18 protein-coding genes are annotated in these 25,775 nt (G+C 49.1%); 10 read left to right on the forward strand and 8 right to left on the reverse strand.

The genetic code is table 11. From position 1 onward, the window contains the following. Positions 1 to 104 precede the first annotated feature (104 nt). From KXD93_RS04875 to KXD93_RS04900, 6 genes are all read right to left on the reverse strand, one after another. Positions 105 to 1,460 (reverse strand): alkaline phosphatase family protein, encoded by a 1,356-nt coding sequence (locus KXD93_RS04875; protein ID WP_258135758.1) that lies wholly within the window; start codon positions 1,458 to 1,460, stop codon positions 105 to 107. A 30-nt stretch (positions 1,461 to 1,490) separates the two neighbouring features. After that, entirely contained in the window at positions 1,491 to 1,991 is a 501-nt protein-coding gene (locus tag KXD93_RS04880) for a hypothetical protein (protein WP_258135759.1), read from the reverse strand. Between the two features lie 59 nt (positions 1,992 to 2,050). Then, positions 2,051 to 2,791, reverse strand: coding sequence for a DUF4397 domain-containing protein (locus tag KXD93_RS04885; RefSeq protein WP_258135760.1), 741 nt, complete (start codon positions 2,789 to 2,791; stop codon positions 2,051 to 2,053). A gap of 19 nt (positions 2,792 to 2,810) precedes the next feature. Beyond that, positions 2,811 to 4,250, reverse strand: a complete 1,440-nt coding sequence (locus KXD93_RS04890) for a RagB/SusD family nutrient uptake outer membrane protein (protein WP_258135761.1) — start codon at positions 4,248 to 4,250, stop codon at positions 2,811 to 2,813. 11 nt (positions 4,251 to 4,261) lie between these two features. Continuing rightward, a complete protein-coding gene (locus tag KXD93_RS04895) occupies positions 4,262 to 7,618 on the reverse strand; it encodes a TonB-dependent receptor (protein WP_258135762.1) in 3,357 nt (1,118 codons plus the stop codon). Positions 7,619 to 7,898: 280 nt separating this feature from the next. Next, a complete protein-coding gene (locus tag KXD93_RS04900) occupies positions 7,899 to 9,038 on the reverse strand; it encodes a FecR family protein (RefSeq protein WP_258135763.1) in 1,140 nt (379 codons plus the stop codon). Positions 9,039 to 9,353: 315 nt separating this feature from the next. On the opposite strand from KXD93_RS04900, the gene KXD93_RS04905 reads away from it, so the two are divergent. The 7 genes from KXD93_RS04905 (at position 9,354) to KXD93_RS04935 (ending at position 17,134) form a co-directional block, all read left to right on the forward strand. Continuing rightward, positions 9,354 to 10,370: a sensor histidine kinase gene (locus KXD93_RS04905; RefSeq protein ID WP_258135764.1), complete on the forward strand. Its 1,017-nt coding sequence runs from the start codon at positions 9,354 to 9,356 to the stop codon at positions 10,368 to 10,370. Beyond that, a complete protein-coding gene (locus tag KXD93_RS04910; RefSeq protein ID WP_258135765.1) occupies positions 10,367 to 11,050 on the forward strand; it encodes a LytR/AlgR family response regulator transcription factor in 684 nt (227 codons plus the stop codon). The genes KXD93_RS04905 and KXD93_RS04910 overlap by 4 nt, the downstream gene beginning before the upstream one ends. Positions 11,051 to 11,162: 112 nt before the next feature. Then, positions 11,163 to 12,077: an ABC transporter ATP-binding protein gene (locus KXD93_RS04915; protein ID WP_258135766.1), complete on the forward strand. Its 915-nt coding sequence runs from the start codon at positions 11,163 to 11,165 to the stop codon at positions 12,075 to 12,077. Positions 12,078 to 12,081: 4 nt separating this feature from the next. Next, positions 12,082 to 12,855: an ABC transporter permease gene (locus tag KXD93_RS04920; RefSeq protein WP_258135767.1), complete on the forward strand. Its 774-nt coding sequence runs from the start codon at positions 12,082 to 12,084 to the stop codon at positions 12,853 to 12,855. Positions 12,856 to 12,892: 37 nt separating this feature from the next. Continuing rightward, positions 12,893 to 15,283, forward strand: a complete 2,391-nt coding sequence (locus tag KXD93_RS04925; protein ID WP_258135768.1) for a TonB-dependent receptor domain-containing protein — start codon at positions 12,893 to 12,895, stop codon at positions 15,281 to 15,283. 271 nt (positions 15,284 to 15,554) lie between these two features. After that, positions 15,555 to 16,217, forward strand: coding sequence for a hypothetical protein (locus tag KXD93_RS04930; protein WP_258135769.1), 663 nt, complete (start codon positions 15,555 to 15,557; stop codon positions 16,215 to 16,217). Further along, positions 16,217 to 17,134 (forward strand): radical SAM family protein, encoded by a 918-nt coding sequence (locus KXD93_RS04935; RefSeq protein ID WP_258135770.1) that lies wholly within the window; start codon positions 16,217 to 16,219, stop codon positions 17,132 to 17,134. The genes KXD93_RS04930 and KXD93_RS04935 overlap by 1 nt, the downstream gene beginning before the upstream one ends. A 39-nt stretch (positions 17,135 to 17,173) precedes the next feature. Here KXD93_RS04935 and KXD93_RS04940 read toward each other — a convergent pair whose 3' ends face one another. Further along, the gene (locus KXD93_RS04940) at positions 17,174 to 17,779 is read right to left on the reverse strand and encodes an RNA polymerase sigma-70 factor (protein ID WP_258135771.1); all 606 of its coding nucleotides are present in this window, start codon (positions 17,777 to 17,779) and stop codon (positions 17,174 to 17,176) included. Positions 17,780 to 17,943: 164 nt separating this feature from the next. On the opposite strand from KXD93_RS04940, the gene KXD93_RS04945 reads away from it, so the two are divergent. The 3 genes from KXD93_RS04945 to KXD93_RS04955 all read left to right on the forward strand — a co-directional run bounded on the left by KXD93_RS04945 (position 17,944) and on the right by KXD93_RS04955 (position 23,942). Then, a complete protein-coding gene (locus KXD93_RS04945) occupies positions 17,944 to 21,747 on the forward strand; it encodes an ATP-binding protein (protein ID WP_258135773.1) in 3,804 nt (1,267 codons plus the stop codon). Then, complete coding sequence (locus tag KXD93_RS04950) at positions 21,744 to 22,586, forward strand: hypothetical protein (protein ID WP_258135775.1); 843 nt, start codon at positions 21,744 to 21,746, stop codon at positions 22,584 to 22,586. Before KXD93_RS04945 ends, KXD93_RS04950 begins: the two co-directional genes overlap by 4 nt. A 183-nt stretch (positions 22,587 to 22,769) precedes the next feature. Beyond that, on the forward strand, positions 22,770 to 23,942 hold the full coding sequence (locus KXD93_RS04955) for a DUF5623 domain-containing protein (RefSeq protein ID WP_258135776.1): 1,173 nt from the start codon (positions 22,770 to 22,772) through the stop codon (positions 23,940 to 23,942). A 74-nt stretch (positions 23,943 to 24,016) separates the two neighbouring features. Here the strand turns inward: KXD93_RS04955 and KXD93_RS04960 are convergent, their stop codons facing one another. Beyond that, entirely contained in the window at positions 24,017 to 25,744 is a 1,728-nt protein-coding gene (locus KXD93_RS04960; protein ID WP_258135777.1) for a hypothetical protein, read from the reverse strand. Positions 25,745 to 25,775 lie beyond the last annotated feature (31 nt).

Genomic DNA, 25,775 nt, shown 5'->3' on the forward strand with positions numbered 1-25,775 from the left:
GTTCGGAGATGAAAATTAGGCGGATTAACTCGTGGTTTTTCCGCATCATCCCAGATCTGAATTTTGTAAGCTTTAAACTTAATTTAGCTTAATGTTGTAAGTTTTTATTTAATTATTCCTTCCACCAGTTTCCCGTCCGGCGTGTTAAATTCGATGCCTAAAAGTTTGGCGATTAGCGGAGCAATATCCACTACCCGCATTTCCTTGATATGCCCGCCTTTATTAATACCCGCACCATAAGCGATAAAGCCGGTATGCATATCCGCGATATTCGGGTCATAGCCATGATGGCCGCCCGTTGCCGGGATCAAAACGCCCTCCAGCGGATCATTTTGAATGCGCGTTCCGGGGCCATAGTTAGTCGCTTTGGCTTTCCCAACTGCGCCGCTGAATACGGTTCCAGGGACAGCCGTTAACGCCAGGAGCGCCGCACTGTCGGCACCCATTTCGTCCAGCTCTTTCCGGCTAATGATGCGAAACAATTTACGTTTGTCTGCCGGTAGTTTATTCAGGCTGTCCGTAACGGCCCTAACAATACCTGCTTCATCGGTTTTTTTCGTATTGGCGAAGCGGTACAAAAACGCACTGCCGCCCGCGGCGATAAACGTAGCGGGCACATTCCTGATTAGCATATTCGGACGCATCACCTGGTGAATCGTGCTAAACCCATGATCCCCAACAATAATAACAGCGGTGCTATCTTTCAAACCGCTTTGCTTTATAGCTTCCATCACATCACCGATAGCCCGGTCGTTTGCCTCTACCGCTAATCTTACCGAATCCGCATCGCGTCCAAACTCATGCTCTTCCCCATCAACTGTCGCAAAATGCAAAGCCATAAAAGCAGGTTTTTTTGTTTTAAAGATATAAGCAGCCATCCTGCCCGCATTTTCATCCAGGCTGAAATAATTGTCATTCATATTGGTGCTGTCCAGCTTACCGGTGGCATTCTGCTCGATTTCCTCATAGATACCTTTAGGGATCGCATGCTTCCGGACCGGCGTTGCCCGGTCGTCGGGATGATCTTCATCCCATATCTCGCCCAGGTTATAAGTGATCGGCCCGTCCACCACATTTGGCCACATGATGGCGGCGGTAGTCATTCCCCTGTCCTTCAGTGCCTGCCAAATCGTAGGCGCTTTAATGGACTTATAATACCAGAACCATTCCCCCCGGCTGTTGACCGGCTGATTATAGGCAATCCCGCTCCGTGCAGGAAAGGATCCCGTTTCCATAGCAGCATGCGCCGGGTGGGTATAGGCCGGAAACACGCTCAACATATAATTGGCATAAGTCCCCTTTTTCATTAATTGCTGCAAATTTGGTGTCGGCCAACCTTTATCGAGGTACATATCAGGATGGAAGCCGTCAATGCTGACTAAAATGACATGCTTGATCTGGGCTTGGCCACTTGAAAAAGCAATTGAGAAACAAATAAGTATAAAAAGGCGTATTTTCATTTGCGAAATCTTTAATTCTGTAATACGCCATTATTTCTTTTCGTAAACGCCTTTTACCGTATAGGCATATCCGTTATACACCTTCACCTGTTTATCCAAAGTCAATTGCTTTCTATCCGCCGAAATATGGAACTGTTGAAAAGTGTGGTATTCTTCTGAATCAGGTTTTTGCGGAAAGCTTGAACTGTGTTCTAAAGTGAAATCGTCGCTTTCAGGTCTCATAAATTTAAAATGCTGAGTTCTTTTCTCGGCTGTCAGATTATCCAAAACTTTTCCTTGTGAATATGTGAGTACAAAAACCGAGTCCGCACCTGCTTCCGTTGTGGCGGTGTATTTTATTTTAATGGAAGTACTGTTATCGGTGATATCAAGTTGTTTTTGAAGGACATACGTCGGGGAGTCCCCGAAGTCGCTCTTGGAGATATTTAATACCCATGTGCCAGAAAAATTGGTTTTTTCTGGTCTAACTTTAAATGCGGCGGTAAAAAACAAACCGCCAATTAACAACAACGAATACAATGAATTCTTCATAAATATGGGAATAACAAGCCTGCCCGGTTGAAAACCAGGGCAAGCTTTGGTAAGTTGATCTAATAATTATTGATTTGAAAGGTTCCCTGTGAACCAGGTAAACCACTCAGCGCGATAGTAATATTCTTCCAGCGGACATTGTTCTGGTTTTGGTCTCCGTTATCCCCGTTGTTGACACCGCTAAGGGTATAAGTCGTCAATAAAGTTCCGGTTGCCACATCCCGGAATTCAAACGTATAACTGCTGATGTTGTAGGTTGCAGCATAGTTCTTAAATGCAGTGATGTTCTTATAAGCAAGTGTAGTAACTTCAGAACCATTTGCGGCGCCTTGTATATTTACGCTTACAGGGCTGCTGCCGGGTGAAAGGTTTACAAAACGTATTCCTACGGTGCTATCAGCGGGTGCATGATATGGCGGGTGGTCGGTTGATTGAAAACTTTCCGGGGCGGCTAATGTGCCGGTTATGTACAAACTGCCGATGGTATTTTTTGGCAGGGGAACAATTTGCTTGAATACGTCATGAGTCGTATCCGTAAGGTCGGAAAGTGCCAGCGGTAAATTTCCTGAATAATAGCCAAACTCGAAAGCAGAGGCATAACTGATCTGCTGCGCCGTAGCGTAATATTTCAATTGTACATTGTAATTAAAATTTGCCACAAGAGACGAACTGCCTACTAATGCGTTCACAATCGTAATCGAACTTCCACCGGACGGGAGTTGCACATCGTTTTTCTTGCAAGAAGGTGCCCACAAGATCATAGAGCTGATCAGCATTAAATATAATAATTTCGTTTTCATTTTATTCTCAATTAAACTTTCAATAGCCTGGGTTTTGTTTAAGATTCGGATCGGTTGTAAGTTCTCCAATAGGAACGGGCCAAAGCAAAGCATTGCTGCTCAACGTATGCCCCTTTTCTTGTGAAAGCACTGCGGTAGCCTGACCAGTCCGTTTGAGGTCGAACCAACGATGACCCCATTCTGCAAACAATTCTATCCTTCGCTCCTGCATCACTGCGGCTAAAACTTGTGCCTGACTTAACGACGATGATAAACTGGGTAAGCCTGCTCGATTTCGGATAACATTGAGATCAGCAATGGCATCAGGCAGTTTGCCATCCTGAGCTCCAGCTTCGGCCCTAATTAAATATTGCTCGGACAACCGCAGCATCATATAATATTCCGGTATATTTGAAGATGAAGTATTAGCCGCGGGTGATATTTTATACTTATAAGGGCCATAATAAGTAACGCCGGAATAGTCGACACTGTACGTCCATGCAACTTTCCGCTGGTCGTTAGGCTCAAAAGCATTTAACAATCCACTGGTAAGGTCGTACTGTGGGTAGCCACCGTCAAGGGCATAAATTAATTGAAACCCCTCCCATGTTGCATAGTTGTCGCTGGCATTTGGCTTCAATTGCCAAATCGCTTCGGGACTATTGGCCAGGAAAACCGCGTTTAGGTCGCTCGCTATGGTATAGGTACCTGAATTACCTATTACGGCAGAAGCTGCGCTATCCGCTTTTGCATAATAAGTAGAATTTCCCAGGCTTCCCTGATACAGATAAACCCTGGCCAATAAAGCAGTAGCGGCCCATTTATTGGCCCGGATTCTCTCACCGCCAGAATAGGAATAATCGCTTGCCAATAAACGTTGTGCGTCCTGTAGGTCGCTGATGATTTGCTTATAGGTTTGCGCAGCAGGCGTGTTTTTTAAAAGCGCATTAGTAGCAAAAGCACTGGTAGTAGTTAAGGGCACATCTCCAAATAAATTAACCAGGTAGAAATAAACATACGCCCGAAGGAACTTGGCTTCACCCAGCAATTGGTTTTTGGTTGATGGGGTAAGGGTGTTTGATGAATCTAGCGCTTCAATGGCGGCGTTGCACATGTAGATGTCGAAATAGGCGGACAGCCAAAAGTAGCCCCCTGACTCGCTATTACTTGATAATAAATGATTATTTTGAAACTGAGGAATCTCGGGATCTGAACCCGAATAAGTAAATTCGTCCGCAGACAAGCCTGCAAGATAAGTAGTTAGCCCATTTCCATAATAAATGTAATGGCTCGATCCCCCTGACGTCAAGTCGTTATAGATGGCTGCTATTGCTGAAGTCGCATTCGCATCTGTACTGAACGTCTCAGTAGTGGTCAAAGTATTAGTCGGTTCGGGAACATTCACCAGCTTCTGGCAACCTGCGCTCGCTAGCCAAAAGATGCAAGTGAGCAGCATATAATAGTTTGTACTTCGTTTCATATTCTTGCTTTTTAAAAATTAAAAGATAGGCCGCCTGTAAAGGCCTTTGTGGGTGGCAAGCCGTTGTAATCCTGGGTTTCGGGGTCCACACCTTTGTAGGGCGTGATGACAAACAGGTTCTGTCCGCGGAAAAATACGCTGCAACGCCGCATACCTAATTTTTTTACGAGCGTCGTAGGCAGGTCATAAGAAACCTGTAGATTTTTTAAGCGGATAAATGATGCGTCGGTATAGCCGGCATCTGAACTATGAAGATAGCTGTCGCTGTTAGCTGAACCCGTTGTATAGCGGGCTACATCGGTGACATCCCCTGGTTTTTGCCATTCACGACCCACTACATAAATTGGCTGATTTGAAAAGAATTGACCTGCACCATAACCTTGAGCATTCAGGTTGGGGCCTACCTGTTTTTTGAAATTAAAGAAAAGACTTATCGAAATGTTTTTGTAGTTCGCGTTGGTACCGAAACCACCAAAAAATGGAGGCGTCAAGTTATAAATATACCTGTCATCATTAGGAGCCTTGTAATTCAAATAATTAGTGATTGTCCCGTCATTGTTTTTGTCCTGGTAAGTATACTGCCCGGTAAGCGGGTCAACCCCGGTAAAATGTAACAACCTTAGAATGTTTAAAGGTTGTCCAATGAAATACTGACCGGCGTATGACGATTGCGCCAGATTGGGGAATGCAAGTAACTTATTATGGTTGAATCCTATATTAAAGTTAAACGACCACTTAAAGTCCGCGGCGTCAATAACCTTAGTCTGCAGGCTAAATTCCCAACCCGAATTTTGAACTAGCGCCGGCAAATTGGCGATCACCTGATTAAACCCTGCAGAACTTGGCAAGGGGTATTGAACAAGTTGATTGTCGGTTCTGTCACGGTAATAATCGGCGGACAAAGTTATCCGGTCCTTTAAAAATCCCAGTTCTAGTGCTATTTCCAGCTTATCGTTTACCTGCCAGTGGTAGTTTGGATTGGCGAGTTGCGTCGGTTGCAACGGTACGACGCCGCCGTAAGGGGGGAAACCGCTTGCTGAATACCGGCTTAAATATTCGTAATTACTAACACTGCCATCCCCTCCCGTTGATCCGTAACTGGCCCGCAATTTTCCAAAACTAAGCAAGGACACGTTATTTTTAACCCACGCTTCCTCTGTAAAAATCCAGGCCGCTCCTACAGCGGCAAAATTACCGAACCTGTTACCAGGCCCGAATTTGCTGGAGCCGTCCCTCCTTGCTGAAAGATCGATTATATATTTGTCTTCCCAACTGTAATTGATCCTCCCGAAAATTGCAGCAAATTTATATAGGACATTATCATCAGAAGCAACAACTGTAGCTGCATCGGTAATTGTACTTAGTAAAGCATCATTGGTATAACCCAAGCCGTTCATCGAAACGGCGTCAGTAAACGAGGATTGTAGTGAGGCACCTGCCAGAGCGCTTAGCTTTCCTTTACCGATGGCAGCGTCATAAGTAATCTGTGGTTCAATAATCCAATTTTTAACATTATTATAACCGAAGAAAGACTGCCCCAAGGGATTTGCGGAGGGGTCCTGGGAGGCTATGGGAGTTGAATTTTTTTGATTAGCCTGTGCATAGTTATATCCGAAATCAGCCTTGATGTTAAACCCATGAAACGGCTGAAAATTCAAACTAAGCTTACCGTTAAGAAAATTGGTTGTTGCGGAATACGAGCGTAATAAAGTACCAAAAGGATAAAGGTAACTGACGGGCGCCCACCCTGCATAATTCAGGTGTCCCTGTGAATCATAAATTGGCGGGGTATTGGGTGGAAATGTTATGGAACCGGGTAATTGAACCAGATCGCTTAACGAATAGGTGTATTGCGATTGTAACTCCACCGAAAAACGTTGGTTAACCGACTTGTGGGTCAGGTCGAAAGAAGCAGATGCTCGTTGGTCGGCGCCGCTTACCGTAGTGATCGAATTTGAGTGCTCGTACCCTGCACTTATTCTAAAAGTTGTCTGTGCGTCACCACCGCTTAAAGCTAATTGTGCTTTCGTATCGGAAGCGTATTTACCGTATAATGTTTTTTCCCAGTTTGTATTTTTATTAGGATCCCATAGTAACAGATCAGGTGCATCACCCGGTTGCGGTGTAAGGCCGTCGTTTTTATACGCTTCTCTACGGACCGCTAAATATTGCTGGGTATTGAGCAAGGGATAAAACTTACTTACTTCTTCAATTCCGTCTTCTACACTGGCATCGAATTTGGTTTTACCTGCCTGGCCCTTTTTGGTGGTGATAAGGATCACACCTTGGGCGCCGCGCGAACCATATATAGATGTAGCGACTGCATCCTTCAGAACTGATATACTTTCGATATCGGCTGGGTTAATACTGAACAGCGGGCTCTGCCCATTAGCCGGGCCAGGGTTTTTGGTTTGATTAAATCCACGTGAAACAGCGCCGCTTCCATTCACATCGTTTATGGTTAACGGAACACCATCGATCACATACAATGGATCCGACAAAGAGTTTCCAATATTAGCCCGTCCCCTGATCTCCACTTTTACGGGTGCGCTGGCATAGCCGCTTTGCTGAACAATGTCCAATCCCGGTACTTGCCCTTCCAATGTGAGCAAAGGGTTCATTACCGGTTGCTTTTCAATGGTTGCAGCTCTTATTACGCCAATATCGCCCGTATTTAAGCGTTGCGAAGTTTCCCCGTAGGCTTGTACTACCACCTGGTCTAAGGCGTTGGTCGCTTCTTCCAGCGTTTCATTAAATACAGTTTGTGTCCCTATCTTAACTTCAAGCGTTTTGTAGCCAATAAAGCTGAACACCAGGATATCATTCTGGTCTAAGCCCTTTAAACTGAAGCGGCCATTGGCATCAGTCACCACACCCGTTTTCGTACGTTTAATGGTGACGGTCGCCCCGGACAAAGGTTCACCCGCTTTATTGGTGACGCGACCGGTGACGTCGGCGGGGGGCGCGTTTGGGGTTAAGGCATTTTTAAGTTTATCCAGCAAAGAAGCTTCCTTTTCCTTAATAATCACCAGCTTATCCTTGATCTCATAACTCAGCGGCTGATCCTTCAAAATCCTGTCCAGCACATCAGTCAGCGGGGTGTTTTTAAAGTTCACATCCATCGGCTGGATGTTCCTACTGTTATCCGCAGAAACAATGACATTATAGCCGGTCTGCACACGGATCTCCTTAATCAGCTGTTCCAGCGTAGCGTTCTTTTGGGTATAAGTAACCTTTTGGGCAAAGCCTGCTGCGCTTACCTGGACAAGGGTGACGATCAATAGAAGCGTAGTTAATTTCATGATCAGCAGGAATTTATGCATGTAGCCCGAGGGCGTACAAAAAAAACGGGTAAATTTTTTATACATTTTGTCGATGTTGTGACTTCTGACTTAGCGGCCGACAAGAGACCGTTAAAATTGCTTATGCAAGCAATTTTGCCTAAGTTTGAATGTCTGGTTTAAAGTGAAATGTTGTCGTCAAACAATTTTTTATCCCGACTTGTCGGGAACGGTGAACCGGATATTGGAGCGGGGCGGTGCAAACGCTTCCGCTTCTTTTTTTAGGATTCGCCTGTTATTTTTTCCTTTTATTTCTACATAGGCATTCTTTGCTGGTTCAACAATAGTTTCATTATTAGGTCTTTGGTTATTTCTTACTGACAATGATCTTCCGGCCCTCGATCTTAAATTTTACCTTGCCTGCTGCTTCAAGCGCGCTTAGCACGTCCGATACATTACTGTAACGTGTCATGCTCCCCAGGAAACCATTGTAGCCCTTCGTGCCCTCTTCGTATTCCACGTCCACATTGTACCAGCGCGATACTCTCCGCATCGTGCTTTCCAAGTTTTCTTTATCGAACAGGAAATAACCGTTCTTCCAGGCGATCGCACCTTCGGTATCCACCTCCTTAACTTTGATGTCCGGTCCCGACTGGACAGCTTGCTCGCCGGGGTGCAAAACGGTTTTACCGTTGATCCTGACACTGCCGCTGATCAGCGTCGTCTTCATATCCGGCTCGTCGTTATAGGCATTGATATTAAAAGCCGTACCGATATCTTCGATGGTTTGTCCCTTAACTTCCACCTTGAAAGGTTGGGCCGCATTATGCACCACCTCGAAGTAAGCCTCGCCGGTGATCTTCACGCTACGAACTTTGCCGTTAAAAGCAATAGGATACGTAATCGAACTTTCCGCGTTTAACCAAACCTTGGTGCCGTCTGAAAGCACCAGCGGATAAGGAGATTCCTGGCCGCGAACGGTGGACAGGGTATTGTATACGGGTTGGTTTGTCGTGGTGGTGCTTTGGGGAATATAGGCAATGGCGTTACCGGCATTTACCTTGATCTGCATATTGCCTTGGGTAGCCAACTGCCCGCTCAAACCTTTAGTTAAGACGATCTTTTGCCCGTTCGCCAAAGTCAGGGTCGCCTGGTTATGACCCGGTGCAATATCCTGCTTCGCTATTTGAGTGCCAGCCGGTTTTTGATGCTGCTGATAGACATATAACCCGACACTGCAACAAAGTAGGATAGATGCCGCTACCGCGATGCGCGGCCATAACGGCCTGAACTTCCTGGTTTGCATGGGGTGGGTTTCGGACAGAATACCGGCCAGCATGCGTTCTTTCACCTGTCCCGGGTCATGAGCGCCCGAATGCGCAAATTCAGTATCCTTATGGTTTTGATACCAGGCCTTGAAGTCGGCTTGCTCTTCAGGCGTCAGCGTGCCCGTTTTGAATTTGTGCGCAAGCTCTTCAATATAGCTGTCCGTAAATCTTTTGTCCATGGATCGGTTGATTTCCCCCTTAGTCAGGAAAAATCAATTTATCCCTTGCCCGTTTTTAAAAAAAAATATTTTCATGCAGAAGCAGTGAGGAAGAGCCTTATGATGCACCAGTTTTTATAGCTATTGGTGCTACACTTTTTCATCACATTAATTTGATTGCTCTTTACGGTTTGATTGAGGTGATCTCAAAAACTGCCAGAAGGTGAATTTTTACTCAACCGGTTTGAGGGCAAAAATTCAACCGTTTGTAGATAAAAAAAGCACGTTAAAGGAAATTTTTCAATCCGAATAAAATATTGTGTAACATCGTATAGTATGCTGTTTCATCAATCCAAATACCGGGGAGTTATTGACCGTTACCTGCCGTTGTTGTTGCATGGTCTGGGTTGGCTCGCTTATGTATTTGCGGTCTATAACGGAAATGCAGCAGGACGCAGCTTCGTCGAGCTTTTAACACGGTACGGCCCGAAATTTATTCTCCAGGCCATCATTTTTTACAGCAATTACCTTTACCTGATCCCCGCGGCACTGGCCAGTTTGAGAATAAGACGTTTTATTTCCTTTAACATCGTACTGGTGGCGGTGTTCGCAGCGGTGCTGTCGGGTGTCCGGTACCTGCAAGCGGCTTCAGGCCAGTTTTCTTTTTTGCAAAGCATTTGGATAAACTGCCTGAATATTACCTGGTTCTTAGTATTGGCCATATTAATCCGGTTCAGTACCGACTGGTTCAGGCAAAAGCAATTGGAAAAAGAAAAAGAGAACCAGCAGCTCAAAACCGAATTAAATTTTCTGAAGGCGCAGGTTAATCCCCATTTTTTCTTTAATTCCCTCAATAATCTTTATGCGCTGGCCTTAAAACAAGCGCCTGAAACCCCGGAAATAATACTGAAAATATCAGGGATCATGCGTTATATGCTATATGAAACCGATGCCAGCCAGGTACCGTTAAGGCAGGAGGTGGACATGATCAATACGTATATCTCTTTGCAGCAGTTGAAATCCAAATCAGCGGGTTATCCTTCAATAGTGGTTACGGGGGATATGGGCAATTTACAGATAGAACCTTTATTGTTACTGCCCCTGGTTGAAAACGTTTTTAAGCACGGAACCCTACCGTTTACCATCGTATTACAGGTTAGTCCTGTCTCCATTCAGCTGACAACAAGTAATCAAATGAGGAAAGAGGCTAATGCTACTCCAGGCGGGATAGGTTTAAGCAATCTAAAACGGCGGCTCAGCCTGCTTTACGCGGATGCACACCGGTTGGAACTGCGGGAAAATGACAATACCTTTACCGCTACATTGATTTTAAACCTCCCCATTAAAAAATGATCAGGTGCGTGGCCATAGATGACGAGTTTTTAGCCCTGGAGGTGATCGAAAACTACGTGGGACGATTGCCATTTCTCGAATTGGCCGGAACTTTTACGAATGCCCTGGAAGCTTTACCTTTATTGACGGCCGAACCAATCGACCTGATGTTCCTGGATATTGAAATGCCGGACATCAATGGCCTTGCTTTCTTAAAGACCCTGAAAAAAGCGCCGATGGTCATTTTCACTACCGCCTATTCGCAATTCGCAGCCGAGGGCTTTGAAGTAGATGCAGTGGACTATTTGATCAAGCCGATTCCCTTTGACCGGTTTTTAAAGGGGGTGCAAAAGGCGCAGCAAAGGTTGCAACCATCCGAAACGACTATCCAGCCGGATCATTTATTTATTAAATCCGACTATAAAACGCTCCGGGTTGCCTTAAACGAGATCCTGTACATTGAAGGGATGAAGGACTATGTTTGTATCCATACCACCGGACAATCCATTAATACCTTACTCAGTATCACGGCTCTTTTGGAAAAGCTTCCGCTGGCCGGCTTTGTCCGGGTTCACCGTTCCTTCGTTATTGCTTTGAATAAGATCAATAGTATCGAACGCAACACGATTTTAATTGGAGCGATTAAAATACCCGTCGGCGATCAATATAGAGATGAATTGATGAAGAGGATCAGCCCTTAAATATTTAACGCCAAATTTACGCCCGTTGACGGCTAAAATCCTCCCTTTGATGATTTAATTCTTTGCCGGTTTTTCGAAAACTTTCCTTTGTTACTGTAAAACAAACAAAGTAATGGAAGCACGATCAAATATCATCGAAACCCGGAATTTGGATTTCTCGTTTCATCCGGGCATACCCATCCTGAAAAATATTAACCTCCAGGTACCTGCCGGAAGCATCTACGGTTTTTTAGGGCCAAACGGGGCAGGTAAGACGACCACCCTTAGATTATTATTAGGACTGATCAAACAGGAGCAATCATCCATTCAAATCTTCGGGCAGGATTTTTGGCCAAACCGTATTACGGTTTTAAAACGGATAGGTTCATTGATCGAGCAGCCTTCCTTATATGGGCATTTGACCGGCCGGGAAAACCTCGAAGTATTCCGGCTTTCTTATGGATGTGAGCGGATCAGGATTGATGAAGTACTGGCCATTGCAGGCCTTTCTGACGCAGCCGGCAAAAAAGCCAAAGAATATTCTTTAGGCATGAAGCAAAGGCTGGCTATCGCCATTGCCTTGTTGCACCAGCCCGAGGTGCTGATCCTGGACGAACCCACCAACGGACTCGACCCCAACGGCATTATCGAGATCAGGGACCTGTTACGGAATCTGAACCAGGAATACGGGACTACCATTTTAGTTTCCAGTCACTTGCTACCCGAAGTGGAAAAGATCATTACGCATCTGGGCATTATCAACCACGGGCAATTGATCTTCCAGGGAACCCTTTCCGAATTGCAGCAATTCAAAACGGCGGCCCTTACTTTGGCTGCCGAAGTGGATGACCCCATCAAGGCCACCGCGTTCCTTTCGGGCAGCTTTACCGTGATACCAACCAACGGCCAGCTGCACATCAGCATCCAAAACAAAGAGCAGGTAGCTGAGATCGCCCGGATATGGGTGCAAAACCAAATCAATATCTACCAGCTAACTTTATTAAAAAGCGACCTGGAAGACCTATTCATGCAAATCATCAACAACTAAGATCATGAACAATTTCTTTTTAAATACCCGCGCAGAGTTCCTGAAAGCCAAAAGGACATCCGTGACAGGGATCACCCTGATCGCGGCCTTATTTGTACCTGTTATAGATTTTATTATTTGCCTGGAACGACCTGACGTGATGACGCACCGGATGCAGCCAGGTTTCTGGCTGCCTTATTTACAGTTCGTATGGAAAAACACGGCAGCCATCATTGTGCCCATTTATACCATCCTCATCACCAGCCTGATCGTGCAGGTCGAATACCGGAACAATACCTGGAAGCAAGTTTATGCATCGCCACGCAGGTTTGGGGACATCTTCTTTTCCAAACTGATCGTGATTGGCACGCTGGTCTTATCCTTCTTTCTTTTATTCAGTTTGTTCTTCATTTTATCGGGTACAGCGGTGGGAATGGCTAATAATGCCTACCACGTTTCAGCTAATCCAATTCCTTTCACTGAAATTATAGCAACCGCGGCGAGGATCTACTTAGGTATCCTGCCTGTAATGGCCATCCAATACTGGCTCAGTCTCCGCTTTAAAAACTTCGCCACGCCATTGGGCATCGGCATGGCTTTGTGGATAAGCGGGATTGTGTTGCTGGATTGGGACAAGATCATTTATTACCCTTACATGTACGCACCCCTGATGTTCTTTTCAGATTTCAGCAAACATCCCGAAAAACTGCCGCAACTGATCATCAATTCATCGGTATGCCTGGTCATTGCGCTCCTGTTCGGTGCCTGGAACATCCGTAACCAAAAGGAAAAAGGATAAGCAGTCTCAATTTATTTACACTTCAAATTTACCTCAAATGAAAACATTTTTGCTTTCGGTGGCTACGCTATTGACCCTGCTTTCTGTCAAAGCACAACAAATCAGCGGCCTTGTTAAAGGCCCGGACGGCCAACCGCTCAAAGGGGCGTCCCTCATCCTGAAAAGAACAAAGGACTCAACGACAGTCAAACTGGCCGTAACAGACGCCTCGGGGCTTTACCGGTTACAAGCTCCGTCAGGTAACTACTTTTTAACAGCCAGCCATGTCGGTTATGAAATAAAGGATCCCGTCCCGGTCAGTTTAACTGATACCGGTATAACACAGATGCCGGACCTGGTTTTACTGAAAGCAGTGAAAAACCTCAAAGAGGTAGCCATTATAGCCACCAGGCCATTGATCGAAGTGCATACCGATAAACTGATCCTCAATGTGGGCAGCAGTTTGACCGCTATCGGGCAGGACGGGTTGGAGCTGCTGCGTAAAGCGCCGGGGGTTACCGTGGATCAGAACGGCGGGCTGATGCTCAATGGTAAAAATGGGGTCCAGATCTACATTAATGGGAAGCCCAGTCCCCTGAGCGGAGATGACCTCGCTGCTTTCCTGCATTCACTACAGGCGTCGCAGATCGATGCCATCGAGATCATCGCCAACCCCTCGGCCAAATTTGATGCTGGTGGTAGCGCCGGGATCATCAATATACGGCTGAAAAAGAATACCGCGTTTGGCACCAATGGCAGCGTGAATGCTGCTTACAGCATCGGCTCCCATTCCAGCTACAGTACAGGCCTTAACCTGAACCACCGCGGGGGGAACACCAATATTTACGGCACGTATAATTTTAATGACCGCAAAAGCGCCGGTTATTTGAATACCGACAGGGTGTTGGGTGATACGGCATTTAACCAGCGTTATAACCAGCTGAACCACCTGATCACACATAACCTGCAGGCAGGACTCGACCAGCAACTGAATAAAACCAGCAGCGCAGGGTTCATTGCCGGCGGTTCCTTTACCAGTTACAACACCGACGGCAGCAGCACAACGCCGATCACTTTTATTCCTACCGGGCAAGTGAAAAAGCTACTGCTGGCGGGAAACCATACGGCAAGGCAGCGCAACAGCGGCAGTTTTAACGCCAATTATCGCTATGCGGATCAAAACGGGCATACGCTTGGTATCGATGCCGACTACGACCTGTTCCGGATCAGCAATGACCAGTTGCAACCGAATAATTATTACGATGGATCGGGCAATACCTTTCTTTACGGTAATACTTACCATATCCTTTCACCGACGGCCATCGACATTTTTAGTCTCAAAGCGGACTATGAACAAAACCTTTGGAAAGGCAAACTGGGTTTTGGTGCCAAAGTTTCCGCCACCGACAGTAAAAATGACCTGAAGCAGTTCAACATATTGGCCGCAGGCGATGTTTTCAACAATGCGTTAAGCGATAATTTTGAATACAAAGAACAGATCCAGGCTGTCTATCTGAACTACAACCGTGACTGGAAGCACTGGACGGTACAGCTGGGCCTGCGGGCGGAACGGACTTCGGCCAAAGGCTTATCTATGCCTTACAGCAGTGCTCCCGATTCGGCTTTCAACCGCGATTATACCGGCTTGTTCCCTTCGGGCGCACTAACCTGGAAAGCCACCGAAGCGCAGCAATGGACGCTGAACTTTAGCCGCAGGCTGGACAGGCCCTCTTATTCATTTTTAAACCCTTTTGTTTACCGCATCGATGATTATAACGCCAAAGCCGGTAACACGCAATTGCAGCCACAGTATACCAACAGCCTGAGCCTAGCCTACCTTTATGGGCAGAAACTGAACATCAGCTTAAACTACAGTCATGTAACCGGCGTTTTTGCTATCGAGGCCGATACAGTGGGGCATTCGAGGTATGTGCTTATCAATAAAAACCTCGCGAAACAGGATATCACCAGCCTCACCGCCAGTTACCCCATTGAACTGAAATGGTATAGCGCGCAGATTAACCTGAACAGTTATTACAGCCGCTACCAGTCGCCGGGCATCAATTTGAGTACTTATGCACTGGAAGCCTTTTTACAGCAAGACTTTGACCTGGGTAAGGGCTACCGGGCGGAGCTGACCACCCTATACAATTCACCGGCCATCTTGCAGGGTACCTTTAAAAGCAAAGCAAACAGCGATGTAGACGTAGGGCTACAAAAAAGCTTGTTTGCCGGCAAGGGCTCGCTAAGGATAGCCATGACCGATATTTTCCACGCCCAAAAGAACCAGGTTACAAGTACGGTTTCCGGGCAGCAGCTTCAAACCAGCAGCGGCGGAGAAACACGGCTATTACGCGTAGCTTTCAATTACCGCTTCGGCAGCAATAAGGTCAAACCGGCAAAAAGACATCAAACCGGTGCCGAGGATGAGAGCAGGAGAACGAATTGACAGACCGGTTTTAATTTCAATCTGCAGGTATAACAAAGGTATGAACGTTAATCTTCAACTTTTTGCACCCAGCTTTCGTTTTTCAGTATTAGTGATGTTAATGAGTCCAGGTGCCTACCAATAACGTGGTGCATTAAAAGCTACAAAAAGTGGTGCATCAATAGCTAATAATTGACAGAAGCCCAGTTAAAACGCTATGGCTGAAAGGCAAACACCTATAAAATCGTATATTTGAGTAAGCAATCAAGCCTGCCTTATATCAACCTTTATCATGGCTAAAAATATTTCCTTATTTGAATACAAACTGGAACTCTTAAAATCCGAACTGACCGCCATCAATGAATCCATCCGGAAATTAGACGATGCTTCTTTACAAATAAAAAACTGGACCATACTCATGTGGGCTGGCAGCATTTCCCTCGTTTTAAGCAGCAAAGAGGATGATCTCCGGCGTTTAATATTTTTTACCATTATTATTCCATTCCTGTTTTGGATGGTGGATACCAATTCACGCCGAAGACAACGGCACTTTATCTTCAGGAGCAATTTAATTACCAAACATATTAACAGTCCTAGCTTCGAAACCTCCTTTGAAAGCAAAAACCTCGACGGAATAACGGTAATGAATATGATGGCCAATGATGGGGAATCTGCGGAAGTTATTGCCTTCACTTCGTTTAGAAAAATTGTTTGGTATGCCTCACTCCGTAACTTTTATATGGGCCTGATTTTGATTACCCTGGCCTTACAGGTCCTATTGTATCCCATTGCCAGCCCTAAACAAGCGCACACCCTCAGTAAAAATGATACCGCTATCGTATTCCAGCAGGTGGAAATTTTGAATAAACTTTCGATACTTCAGCATACGATGGATTCACTTAACCGGCAAAAGCAGACCCTAAAAAAACCTCAACCGCTCAAGAACAAACCCTGATGGCCGCATTTTCAGACGAAAGTTTATACCGGAACTCCATGATGTTCGAAGGCGAAGTCATTGAACACCTGACGAGCTGGCTGAGTGTGAACCCCTATAAAGGCTGTTCACTTAAATGCGCCTATTGCTTTAGGGCTAACTGGTACCAGTCCGATAAACCTTTTCAATTATATTCAGAAGAAGAATGTCTCGAAGCCTTGTTAAAACATAAAGCATTCGTTCCCAACATTACACCAATATCGATCAATAACAGTTCAACCGACGCCCTATTGCCTCAAGTAAGAAAATCCACATTCAGGTTCATTAATATGTTGGACGAATTGGGATATTCCAATCCTTTTATCCTCATCAGCAAACTTGCGCTCACAAAAAATGACTTATCAGCACTGGAAAACTTACACGCGCTGAGGCCGATATTTTTTACCAGTTTTTCGCTGCTACCCAAGCATATTGAGCCAATGCCGGTTTCCATAAGAATTAAGAATCTGGCCCGGTTAAAAAGTGCAAATATCCCTGCGGTTCTTTATTTTCGTCCGATTGTTAAAGACTGGAATGATAGTGATGAAATTATTAAAAAAGCGTTGCAGGTTGGCCAGGACTATTGTAATGCCATCTGTATAGGCGGATTGCGGATGTCGCCTGAAATCAGAGCTGAACTACAGAAAGTGGGCGAAAAACTGGATGAGTTTCCCGATGAGTTTGATCAAAAGAAAATCGATAACGCTATTGAAAACCGGATCCTGGCCCTTCACCAGAAGCTCGGTTTAGATGTCCCTGTTTTTAAGCATTCTTCCTGCGCGGTCAGCTTTATCACCAAACAGCAGAATTACAATTTACTTTTTAAAAACCCGGAAAACAACTGTTTAGTGACGTGCCCCCCAAGTCAGCAAGCATTATGTAATAAAGGCATAGTATAAAATATTCAGGTCAAAAGAGATACTTTCTCAAAGTTAAGCCTATAGCTTACGAAAAATTTCTTCCAGGATTGGGGTAACCAGGAATGCCGGAGCCACGCTGGTCAGATTAGTACGGATATCCCGCAGGGCGCGGGTCAAATGCCCCTCTACGGTTTTCTCGGCGATCTCCAGCTCGGCCGCGATCTCCGGGTTCGTTTTACCATCCTGCCTGCTCATCCGGTAAACCATGCGGCACTTTTCCGGCAGCTCCTGCACCGTCGCCTCAATGCGGGCCATCAGTTCCTTTTCCAATAGGTAAACCTCCGGCGAATGCAGGCCCAGCACATTATCATCCACCAGTTCGGTGGTCCTGATCCGGCGTTTCGCATACCGCTTATCCAGCCGGTTGAGCACCTGGTATTTAGTCGCCGCCCAGAGATACGTAGATAAGTTATGCGTTAAAACCAGTTCCTCGCGCCGCTGCCAGAAACTGACAAATATATCCTGGACACATTCCTCGGCTTCCTGCTCGTCGCCCAAACGGTTGACGGCAACAGCCAGCAACTTATCCCAGTACCGCCCGAAAATCTCGGTAAAGGCCTGCTGGTTCCCCTCCTTTAATAAGGCGAAAAGTGCATTATCCGTAAGATCAGCCAGGGAAGCCATCAGATTTATATTTAAACGAATTTACAGAAAAATCCGCAGCAAATTAAATAAGCGTTTGTAAACAAGAGGTTAAGCCAATAAAAACATACCACGGCACCCCGGAATTATTTCCTGCCGGGTAACGCGCGACTGTTTATATTTACAGCGTTAAACCTGATCAATACATGGAAGCGATCCAATGGCCCAATTATAACGGCGCTCAATTTCAGCTCTTCTGCAATGCCCTGCTGTCCTTCGAGCTTGGACGCGGCTTCCAGCCCTTTTCCAGTCCCGGCAAAGACGGCGGGATAGACGGCCTTTACCATGGCGCCTACGGCAGTCATTCCGGACACTGGCGCTTCCAATACAAATTCTCCAAACAGGCCCGGGCCGACGCCGCGGCCATGATCAGAAGCGGCCTGCCCGCCGAGATCGACAAATTACAGGACGACGACGTCTTCGTCCTGCTTACCAACGTCGAACTATCCCCGCAGGAACAAGCCGCCATGCAACAAACGTTCCGGGAAAAAACCGCCGCCCGCCGCCCGGTCGCCTTTGAAATCTGGGATGGGGCCGTCCTGTTCAACCTCTACCTGAAATACCCCATCCTGGAACTCTGGCTCGATGAAGGCTTTCAAACCGCCCAGCTCCAGGACTACCGCCAGTTCTTCCGGGACCGCCTGGAGCAGGAAGGCTTTCACCCCGGCGCCTACAATAACCAATTTATCGCCCGCGAAACCGACATCGCCGGGCTGACCGCATTCCTCGACGGCCCGTTACCGATGGCCGTCATCAGCGGCGAAGCCGGTATCGGCAAAACCCGGCTGGTCATCGAATTCTTCCAGCAGGTCGTCGCGCAGCGGGCAGACTGGGCCGCACTCGTGCTGGTCAATTACCAGGCCGCCTTCGACCGTTTGCGGAAAGCCCTGCTATCGAAAGAAAAATTCATCATCCTGGTCGATGACGCCCACCAGTACACCCCCTCGGCCATCGCCGACCTGCGGGCGCTCTGCCGCGTGGACGGCCAAGTTAAGCTCGTCTTGACCACGCGCAACCTCCAGGCTTCCGGCCCGCTAACCTTTTTGTCGTCCTATGACCGGGAAAACGTGTACACCGTCAGCCTGGGCACACTCAGCCGCGCCGATACCCGCACCTTCTTCGAGGAGCAGCTGCAAGACAATTCCCATTACCGGAATTTTATCGGGCAACTGATCGATATCTCCGGCTGCAAGCCGGTGGTCATCATCGCCCTGCTGGCGGCTATCGCCGAAAACATGCCCATCAGCAAGATCAAAGAACAGGGCTTCCTCAAACGCTACCTGGCCGACTACTTTGAAAGCTATTATAAAGAGGTACAGCGGCAGACCAATATCCCGCTGGCCGGGGCCAGGCGCCTGCTGCAATGCATCGTCCTGGTGGAACCCGTCGACCTCGCTTCGGCGACCCTGATCGACCGGCTGGCCGAACTGCTGGAGCTTCCCGCCGCCGGTATCGGCGAAGCGCTGCGCCTGCTCAAAAAGAACGGCCTGATGAGCGGCCGCTTCACCCAAAGCATGAAACCCGATATCTACAGCGATATCCTGCTTTCCGATATCGACCGTGCCGATGCCGAACACTTTATCGGCGGGCTGACCGAACTGCTGCACCACGTGGTGGTCAACCTGAGCAGCGTGGACGAGATCGTCAAGCGGGAGAAAAGCCTGCTCGATGAACTGCTGGACGCCTACGTCCGATTGATCACGCTGACCGAAGACGTCAAGGTGGCGGGCCGGATCCTGGAGACCATGGTCTCCATCTGCCTGGTGCATCCCGCGGTTGCCGGGCGGGCGGTGGACCATTACCTCGACCAACTGGCGGTCCCCGGCAGCGTACTCGCCAAAGATTTCCTGGATCAGCGGAAATACGACCACATGATCGGCAATACCCCTTTCCAGCGGGTACAGCAGGTCCTGTTCAACTCACTTTACCTGCCCGCGCAGTACGAGCCGGTCTACCGGCGTTATTTCCGTTTGTACAGCCTGACGGCTGAAATGAAACTGGCCGAAAAGGTCTACCATTTCGCCAGGCGGGACGTGACAGATTACTTTGTGCTTTCCCGGCAGCAATTCTTCCTTGACCGGACCGAAAAGACCTGGGGCCGGATGAAGACCGATGAACAGCTTTTCGCACTGCATACCCTGAAACAGTTCCTCGCGCTGGACTTTCACGGCAGCGAGCCAGACAGCGTGAACGCCGACCAGATCGTCATTTCCACCTATATGGTGCCGGCCATCCCCGCCGTCATCAAATTGCGCAGCCAACTGATCGCTTTTTTGAGCGGCGTTTATACCCAGGCGCCAGCCGCTGCGCGGCAGCAGGCCCTGGAAATGCTCATCGATATCCCCAGGGCGATCTTCGCGACTGAAAGAAACTCGCGGCCTTATGACGGTGACGCGGAAAAACAGCAGGTACTGGATTTTATCGAGGCCCAGGCCCATACCCTCAGCCTCAAACAGCAAAAAGATGTCCTGGATAAACTCTACTGGTACCGGCGCTGGGGCATCTGCGAAGCATTCCTCGCGCAGCTCGACCGGATACAGGACGCGCTGAAACCTAAAAACCTGGCAGCCACCCTGATGCTGCTGTTCTCCAAAACGGAGACCTCGATCCTGGATTTCAAAAACGTGGAACAGCACATCGCCGAAAGGAGCCGGGAGATCATCAGCGCCAACGGACCGGAACCGCTGAGCCGGGCGGTGACCGAAATGCTGGCACAGGAAAAACAGCCCCCGCATTTTTACTATTCCTTTCAGCGCGTGATCGAACACGAATTCCCCGAGCATGCGCGGATCTTATACGAGACCCTGCGCCGCTCCGGCCTGGAAACCTATTACTACCTCGGGCCCTCCCTGCTCTACGGGCTGTACTACGAGCTGGGCGAAACGGACTATTACTGGGCGCAGGTCGCCCTGCTGGAGCAGGACAACGATCCTAAAAGCGACAGCGCGCTGCTCCGGATCTATTCCCGGATCATCCAGGGCAGCCGCACCTTTTCCGACCGGGACAAAGCCGTGATCTACCGGGTCAACGCCAAGCGCCAGCCCGAGAACCACCATGACCTGGCCGGCGCCCTGCAATGCCTGATCGCCGCCGGGGATGCGGGCATCGCCGAAGTCTGCAAGGACTTCCTCGGCCGCTGCCACCAGCGCGAGGCGGAGATGTTCTTCATCTGGCTGAGCGACAACAAGCTCGCGCCCGCCGACTTTATCAACGATGTGGTCATCCAGGCTACTGTACGCTTCCAGCTGACCTACGAGATCGAACGCTGCCTCAATAAAGTGCTCCTCAGCGCCGGGAGCGACGTCGTCTTCGGCTACTTTATGGCGCGTTACCAGCTCAAGATCGGCCCGCACGAAGAGCAGGAACATTTCTTCGCCTATGATTTTATGCCCGACGGCGAGCATTCCCATTTGTTTGACGACTGCCCCCCGGAAATACGGACCGCCCTGTTCGGGCGGGCGCTGGACTGGTTCCTGACCATGAACGAGGAACTGCTGGAGGTCTTCTTTGCCAAAGAACTGCTGACCTATTTACAGCCCGGCGTGCTGATCACCCCGGCACTGTATGACTTGTTTAAGGCGCAGCTCCTGCCGAACATTACTTCCGGCCGGCTCAGCCTGCTGCTGGACGCCATCAGTATTTTTCACCACAAGGACGAACTGCTCCTGGACCTGGTGATCGCCTGCTATGTACTGGCGCGCGAAAAGTTCGGAGACGACGCGGCAGCTTTACAGCTGGCGGTACGGGGCTGTTACCAGGCGCTGACCACTGTTGGCGTACGGGTCGGCCGTGCCGGTGAACCCTTCGCCCAGGACCTGGCGCTCGAAAGCCTGCTACGCGGCCGCCTGGCCTCCCTGCAGCCTTACGAGCCCGAACATGAACTGCTGGCGAATACGCTGGACTATTTACAAAAAATGAGCAGACGCTTTGACGACGGGGACGAATCATGAGATCAGTCAACCTATATAACTATGGCAGCGGCAGGCGCGACCTGATGGGGATCGTGGAGCCCAAGATCATCGGCCGCAGGTTTTCGGACCTGAACAAACGTTTCAGCAACGACCTGGCCGTGCAGCTGGACAGCATCGAACAGCTGCTCAATGCCATCGAAGCCAAGCTCCGGGGCTGTGAGGTCATCCATTACAGCTATTTCGACAGCCTGCACCACGGCATACTGGCCGGCAGCTTTAACCCGCGGGACCTGCCGCTGACCACCGATGTTGAATTCGTCGAAGGCACCAGCAGGCGGCAGGTGACCCTGACCTATGCCGACCCCTTTCTTTACCGCGAGGCGGTCCATATGCAGTTCCAGCAATTCGTGCTGCTGCTGTCCTCCTTTTTTGAAAACGTCGTGCGCCTGTCCGAGATCCTGCTGAAAAAGGTCGTCCTGCACGGTAAAAAGAATAAACCCCAAAGCATCCCGCTGCCAGAATACCTCTACCACCTGCGGGCACTGACCGAACTGGGCTACCGCGGCCATGACCCCCTCTACCATTGCTATGACCGGCACAGCCTTTTCCTGGATAAATACCTGCCGACGCTCGTCTCGCTGCGGAACAGCTATATCCACGGTTACGAAACCAAGCTCAGCGTGGCCCGGACTGCACCGGGCGGCCCGGAGAAATATCTCCTCACCGAATGCGACCGGCCGCTGTTGCCCGGTTCGCCGGAACTGGAACTGGGCAGCTTTACTGCGGAACTGCTGAACGGGACTACAGCCTTTCTGAACGACCTGCTGGCCGCCTTAAAGGACGCCGTGGCTGATCCGGGTGCGACCCTGCCGGCTTAGATTTGCGTTTGGATATTCCCGGTCTTTTGCCTATATTTGGTCAAAGCTTAAAGCGGAAGCTTGCCACTCGTCTTAGCGCAGCTGTATCGGCACCGCCTTCAAACAAATCGACTATCGAAACCAATTTCCTGTTTCGAAAGACGGCAGGCGGGTGACGTTTTTCTTTCAGGAGTTTGGAAAAAGATGGATCGAAAAATCAACGGCCACAACGCCGCTTACCTCAAACGTAAAGCAAAAAATTTAAGCAAAGCGCAGGGCATCACCCACACGCAGGCTTTGAACCTGGTCGCCAAAGAACATGGCTACGAAAACTGGGACAATTTTATGAACAAGCGGAAACCTGAACCGCGCCCGGAGGCCACCCCGCGCAGGCCCAAAGTACCGGAGCCAGCGGTACTCAACTACCATGATGTCCGCACCGGCGCCGTCATCGGCCAGCATCCCAACAAAAAAATGTCCGTACGCCGCCACACGCGGGTGGGGACCTTATTGCAGGAACTTATCGGGGAAACCGAATACCACAAACGGGCGAAAAGCGCCCTGCAGGACATCCGCAGCCTGATGGACACCTGGCTCGGCTGCGAATACAACGAAGCAGAGCTGCCCAATGCCGAATTCAACCCGGTCTATTATGGCCGGAGCGCAAATTTAGAATGGGGGGTACCCACACCCAAAAGGCAGGCGGAACTCAAACGGCTGCTCCGGGCGGCCAGGTCGGTCATCGACCGCTCTTATCATGACTGCAAGCCATTGGACAAACTGCACGAACGGTTCGACCTGGCCTTAAAAGCACTGGAGAAATGGCCGAAGCACATCAAGGTTCCAGGGCATAACCCTTTCAGAGGCCGGGTACCGGCCGGGACCTTCGTTCGCGTGGACCACAACAAACAGATCGGCGTTGTCTTTCATCATGATACCGGTCATCAGGTTATAGAAGGATACACCGATGGCGGCCATTTTCTGGCCGGGCGTGATGAAGTGAGCGTATTGCGGAAACAATTGCTTATCGCAGACTTTAAACCCATGCGCCTTTGCCTTCCCTATGGTAAATGGACCTGTGCCAACGGCCGCGAGGTGTTATTCAACCGCGATTATTGCCCGATCTGGCAAAGGAGCCCGGACGGCACCGTGACCGCCATACAGCCCGACGTATATGTCCGCTACGAGACGACCGAACACTATTACAACGACCGCAGCGCACCCTACTATATCCACAACGAAGCCACATTCGAAACCTGCACCGGCATACTCAAAGACTGGGGCGTCGCCGAAAAACGCAACCTGGTGCTTGACCTGCTGCCCGCCGCGCTGGCTGCCGGAGATGTCGGCCTATTAAGCCCGAAGGGGATATCATGACGACCTAAACAAAAAGCAGCAAATCCGACCAAGAAGCATCCAATCCCCCGGCATATCCTGCGGGGGATTGTTTTTCAGACCAGTTTACGGATACGCGGGTCCTGTTTGATGGCTAGGCGCCGTTCTTTTTTAAACCCCAGCCCGGTACTGTACAACTCATCATAGATCAGGTCGTCATCGGCGGAAAAACTATACCTGCCGTTCTTGATCACCAGTCTTTTATGGCGGAGAAACTGCCCGGTGACCCGGCCCTCATCGTTCGTCCGGAGGTCGCCGTGCAGTTCACCGCGAATGCGCAGAAAACGGTGAAAGTCCGCCGGTTTAAAGCGGAGCTTTTGCATGGCCAGCAAAAAATTCTCCAGGTCGTCCACACAGGTGGCGTAAGGATAAACGTCATCGTCAAAGAGGTCCAGCATCAGCCAAAGGTCGTTTTCGGCCTGGCCCAGTTTGTAATAGGTCACAATGATCATATAAACCTCCGTGTAGGCCGCAGGGTCGACCGTGGCGATGATTTCTTTCTTTTCGTTCAGCAGGTCAAACGGTTTGCCATCCAGAAATTTCTGCCGGACGGAATGCGCCTGCTCGTAACCATAATCAATGGTGCTTTTAAAATCCGACCATATTTTGTCATAGGCCTTATCCGCGTCAAAAAGCGGTTCGCGGAACTTGCCGGCTTTGTCTTCAATGATCAGGGCCGTTTTCCCGGACAGGACCAGCAGGTCACGTTCGCTGCCGTCGATGTAATAGGAAGGGATAATTTGTGCTTTTGGGTCGGAACGGTAAAAGTCCGTGAACAGTTCGGTGACCTTCCGCTCCAGGAATTTGTCCTTGGCTTTACTGACGCGGTCTTTGGTCTTGATGATCGCCGTACATTGCTCCTGCAAAAAAGAGAACATGGCGCTGAGCAGCAAGCGGAAGTCGGTAATCAGGTAGGAGCCCTTGCCCAATTTCAAGATGGGGCGTTTGATCAACTGGTTAGGCTGGCTGAAGTACAGGAAACCGGCTTGTTCAGCCCTTTCCATCGCAAAATGTTCCGGCAATAAGGCAGCCACCACGGGCGAAAAACACGCCAGGTCTTCCGGGGTAAACGTATGCACGCTGGAGGGGTTGCTGACGTATTGGAACATCCCCATGTGCCCGGTCATCGTGCTGCGCATGGCTTCCTCAAAGGAGCCGCCGTTCTTCAGGGTTTCCATGACCCGGTCGCGGAATTCTTCTTCCGTAGGCTCAGGCAGGTTTTGTTTCATCATCGCCCGGTCTTCCCTGGCTTGCCGCAGGTCATCCAAGTGGTCATATAAGGCAATGAGGTCCGTAGCATCCCAGCCCAGCGCCTGTTTTAATTCAGCGTTGAACTGCTGAAAGATCGCCTCGACCTTTTCGATGCCCTGCTCTTCGTAATGGAGCGGGCCCTGGTGAAAAAAGGCGATATAGGTGCCGATGCCGACGATCCGCCGGCGGATCAGCTCGTCGGGCGATAATTCGCCTTCAAAAACCAGCGGCTTGAGTTCGCCGTATTCATGCCGGTGGATCGTGTCCATTTCGTTTAACATGCCGACCAGTTTCGGCCAGTCCTCCCGGTCTGAAAACTCTTCTTCATACTGTTCCTGCACCGGCGAGGTCAGGTTCAGGTTCAGCAGGTAAAGCAATTGCCGGAGGGGAGAAGCCAGTTGCTTCAGCAACGCGGCGTTCCAGGGATGGGTCACCCCATGGATCAGCGAAACAATATGCGCCGCATACAGGTCGGGATGGTATTTCCCGGCTTCGGCCTTTAAACGGCGTGCAATCATTTCCAGCTGATCCATGATACCAAAATTAGGAAAATACAGCGGTATT

The organism is Mucilaginibacter phenanthrenivorans (assembly GCF_024721155.1).
In the GTDB taxonomy this organism is placed as follows: Bacteria; Bacteroidota; Bacteroidia; order Sphingobacteriales; family Sphingobacteriaceae; genus Mucilaginibacter; species Mucilaginibacter phenanthrenivorans.

Coding starts and splice junctions, on each gene's coding strand:
- KXD93_RS04875 (WP_258135758.1), bottom strand. CDS start 1,460: ATGAAAATACGCCTTTTTATACTTATTTGTTTCTCAATTGCTTTTTCA.
- KXD93_RS04880 (WP_258135759.1), bottom strand. CDS start 1,991: ATGAAGAATTCATTGTATTCGTTGTTGTTAATTGGCGGTTTGTTTTTT.
- KXD93_RS04885 (WP_258135760.1), bottom strand. CDS start 2,791: ATGAAAACGAAATTATTATATTTAATGCTGATCAGCTCTATGATCTTG.
- KXD93_RS04890 (WP_258135761.1), bottom strand. CDS start 4,250: ATGAAACGAAGTACAAACTATTATATGCTGCTCACTTGCATCTTTTGG.
- KXD93_RS04895 (WP_258135762.1), bottom strand. CDS start 7,618: ATGTATAAAAAATTTACCCGTTTTTTTTGTACGCCCTCGGGCTACATG.
- KXD93_RS04900 (WP_258135763.1), bottom strand. CDS start 9,038: ATGGACAAAAGATTTACGGACAGCTATATTGAAGAGCTTGCGCACAAA.
- KXD93_RS04905 (WP_258135764.1), top strand. CDS start 9,354: ATGCTGTTTCATCAATCCAAATACCGGGGAGTTATTGACCGTTACCTG.
- KXD93_RS04910 (WP_258135765.1), top strand. CDS start 10,367: ATGATCAGGTGCGTGGCCATAGATGACGAGTTTTTAGCCCTGGAGGTG.
- KXD93_RS04915 (WP_258135766.1), top strand. CDS start 11,163: ATGGAAGCACGATCAAATATCATCGAAACCCGGAATTTGGATTTCTCG.
- KXD93_RS04920 (WP_258135767.1), top strand. CDS start 12,082: ATGAACAATTTCTTTTTAAATACCCGCGCAGAGTTCCTGAAAGCCAAA.
- KXD93_RS04925 (WP_258135768.1), top strand. CDS start 12,893: ATGAAAACATTTTTGCTTTCGGTGGCTACGCTATTGACCCTGCTTTCT.
- KXD93_RS04930 (WP_258135769.1), top strand. CDS start 15,555: ATGGCTAAAAATATTTCCTTATTTGAATACAAACTGGAACTCTTAAAA.
- KXD93_RS04935 (WP_258135770.1), top strand. CDS start 16,217: ATGGCCGCATTTTCAGACGAAAGTTTATACCGGAACTCCATGATGTTC.
- KXD93_RS04940 (WP_258135771.1), bottom strand. CDS start 17,779: ATGGCTTCCCTGGCTGATCTTACGGATAATGCACTTTTCGCCTTATTA.
- KXD93_RS04945 (WP_258135773.1), top strand. CDS start 17,944: ATGGAAGCGATCCAATGGCCCAATTATAACGGCGCTCAATTTCAGCTC.
- KXD93_RS04950 (WP_258135775.1), top strand. CDS start 21,744: ATGAGATCAGTCAACCTATATAACTATGGCAGCGGCAGGCGCGACCTG.
- KXD93_RS04955 (WP_258135776.1), top strand. CDS start 22,770: ATGGATCGAAAAATCAACGGCCACAACGCCGCTTACCTCAAACGTAAA.
- KXD93_RS04960 (WP_258135777.1), bottom strand. CDS start 25,744: ATGGATCAGCTGGAAATGATTGCACGCCGTTTAAAGGCCGAAGCCGGG.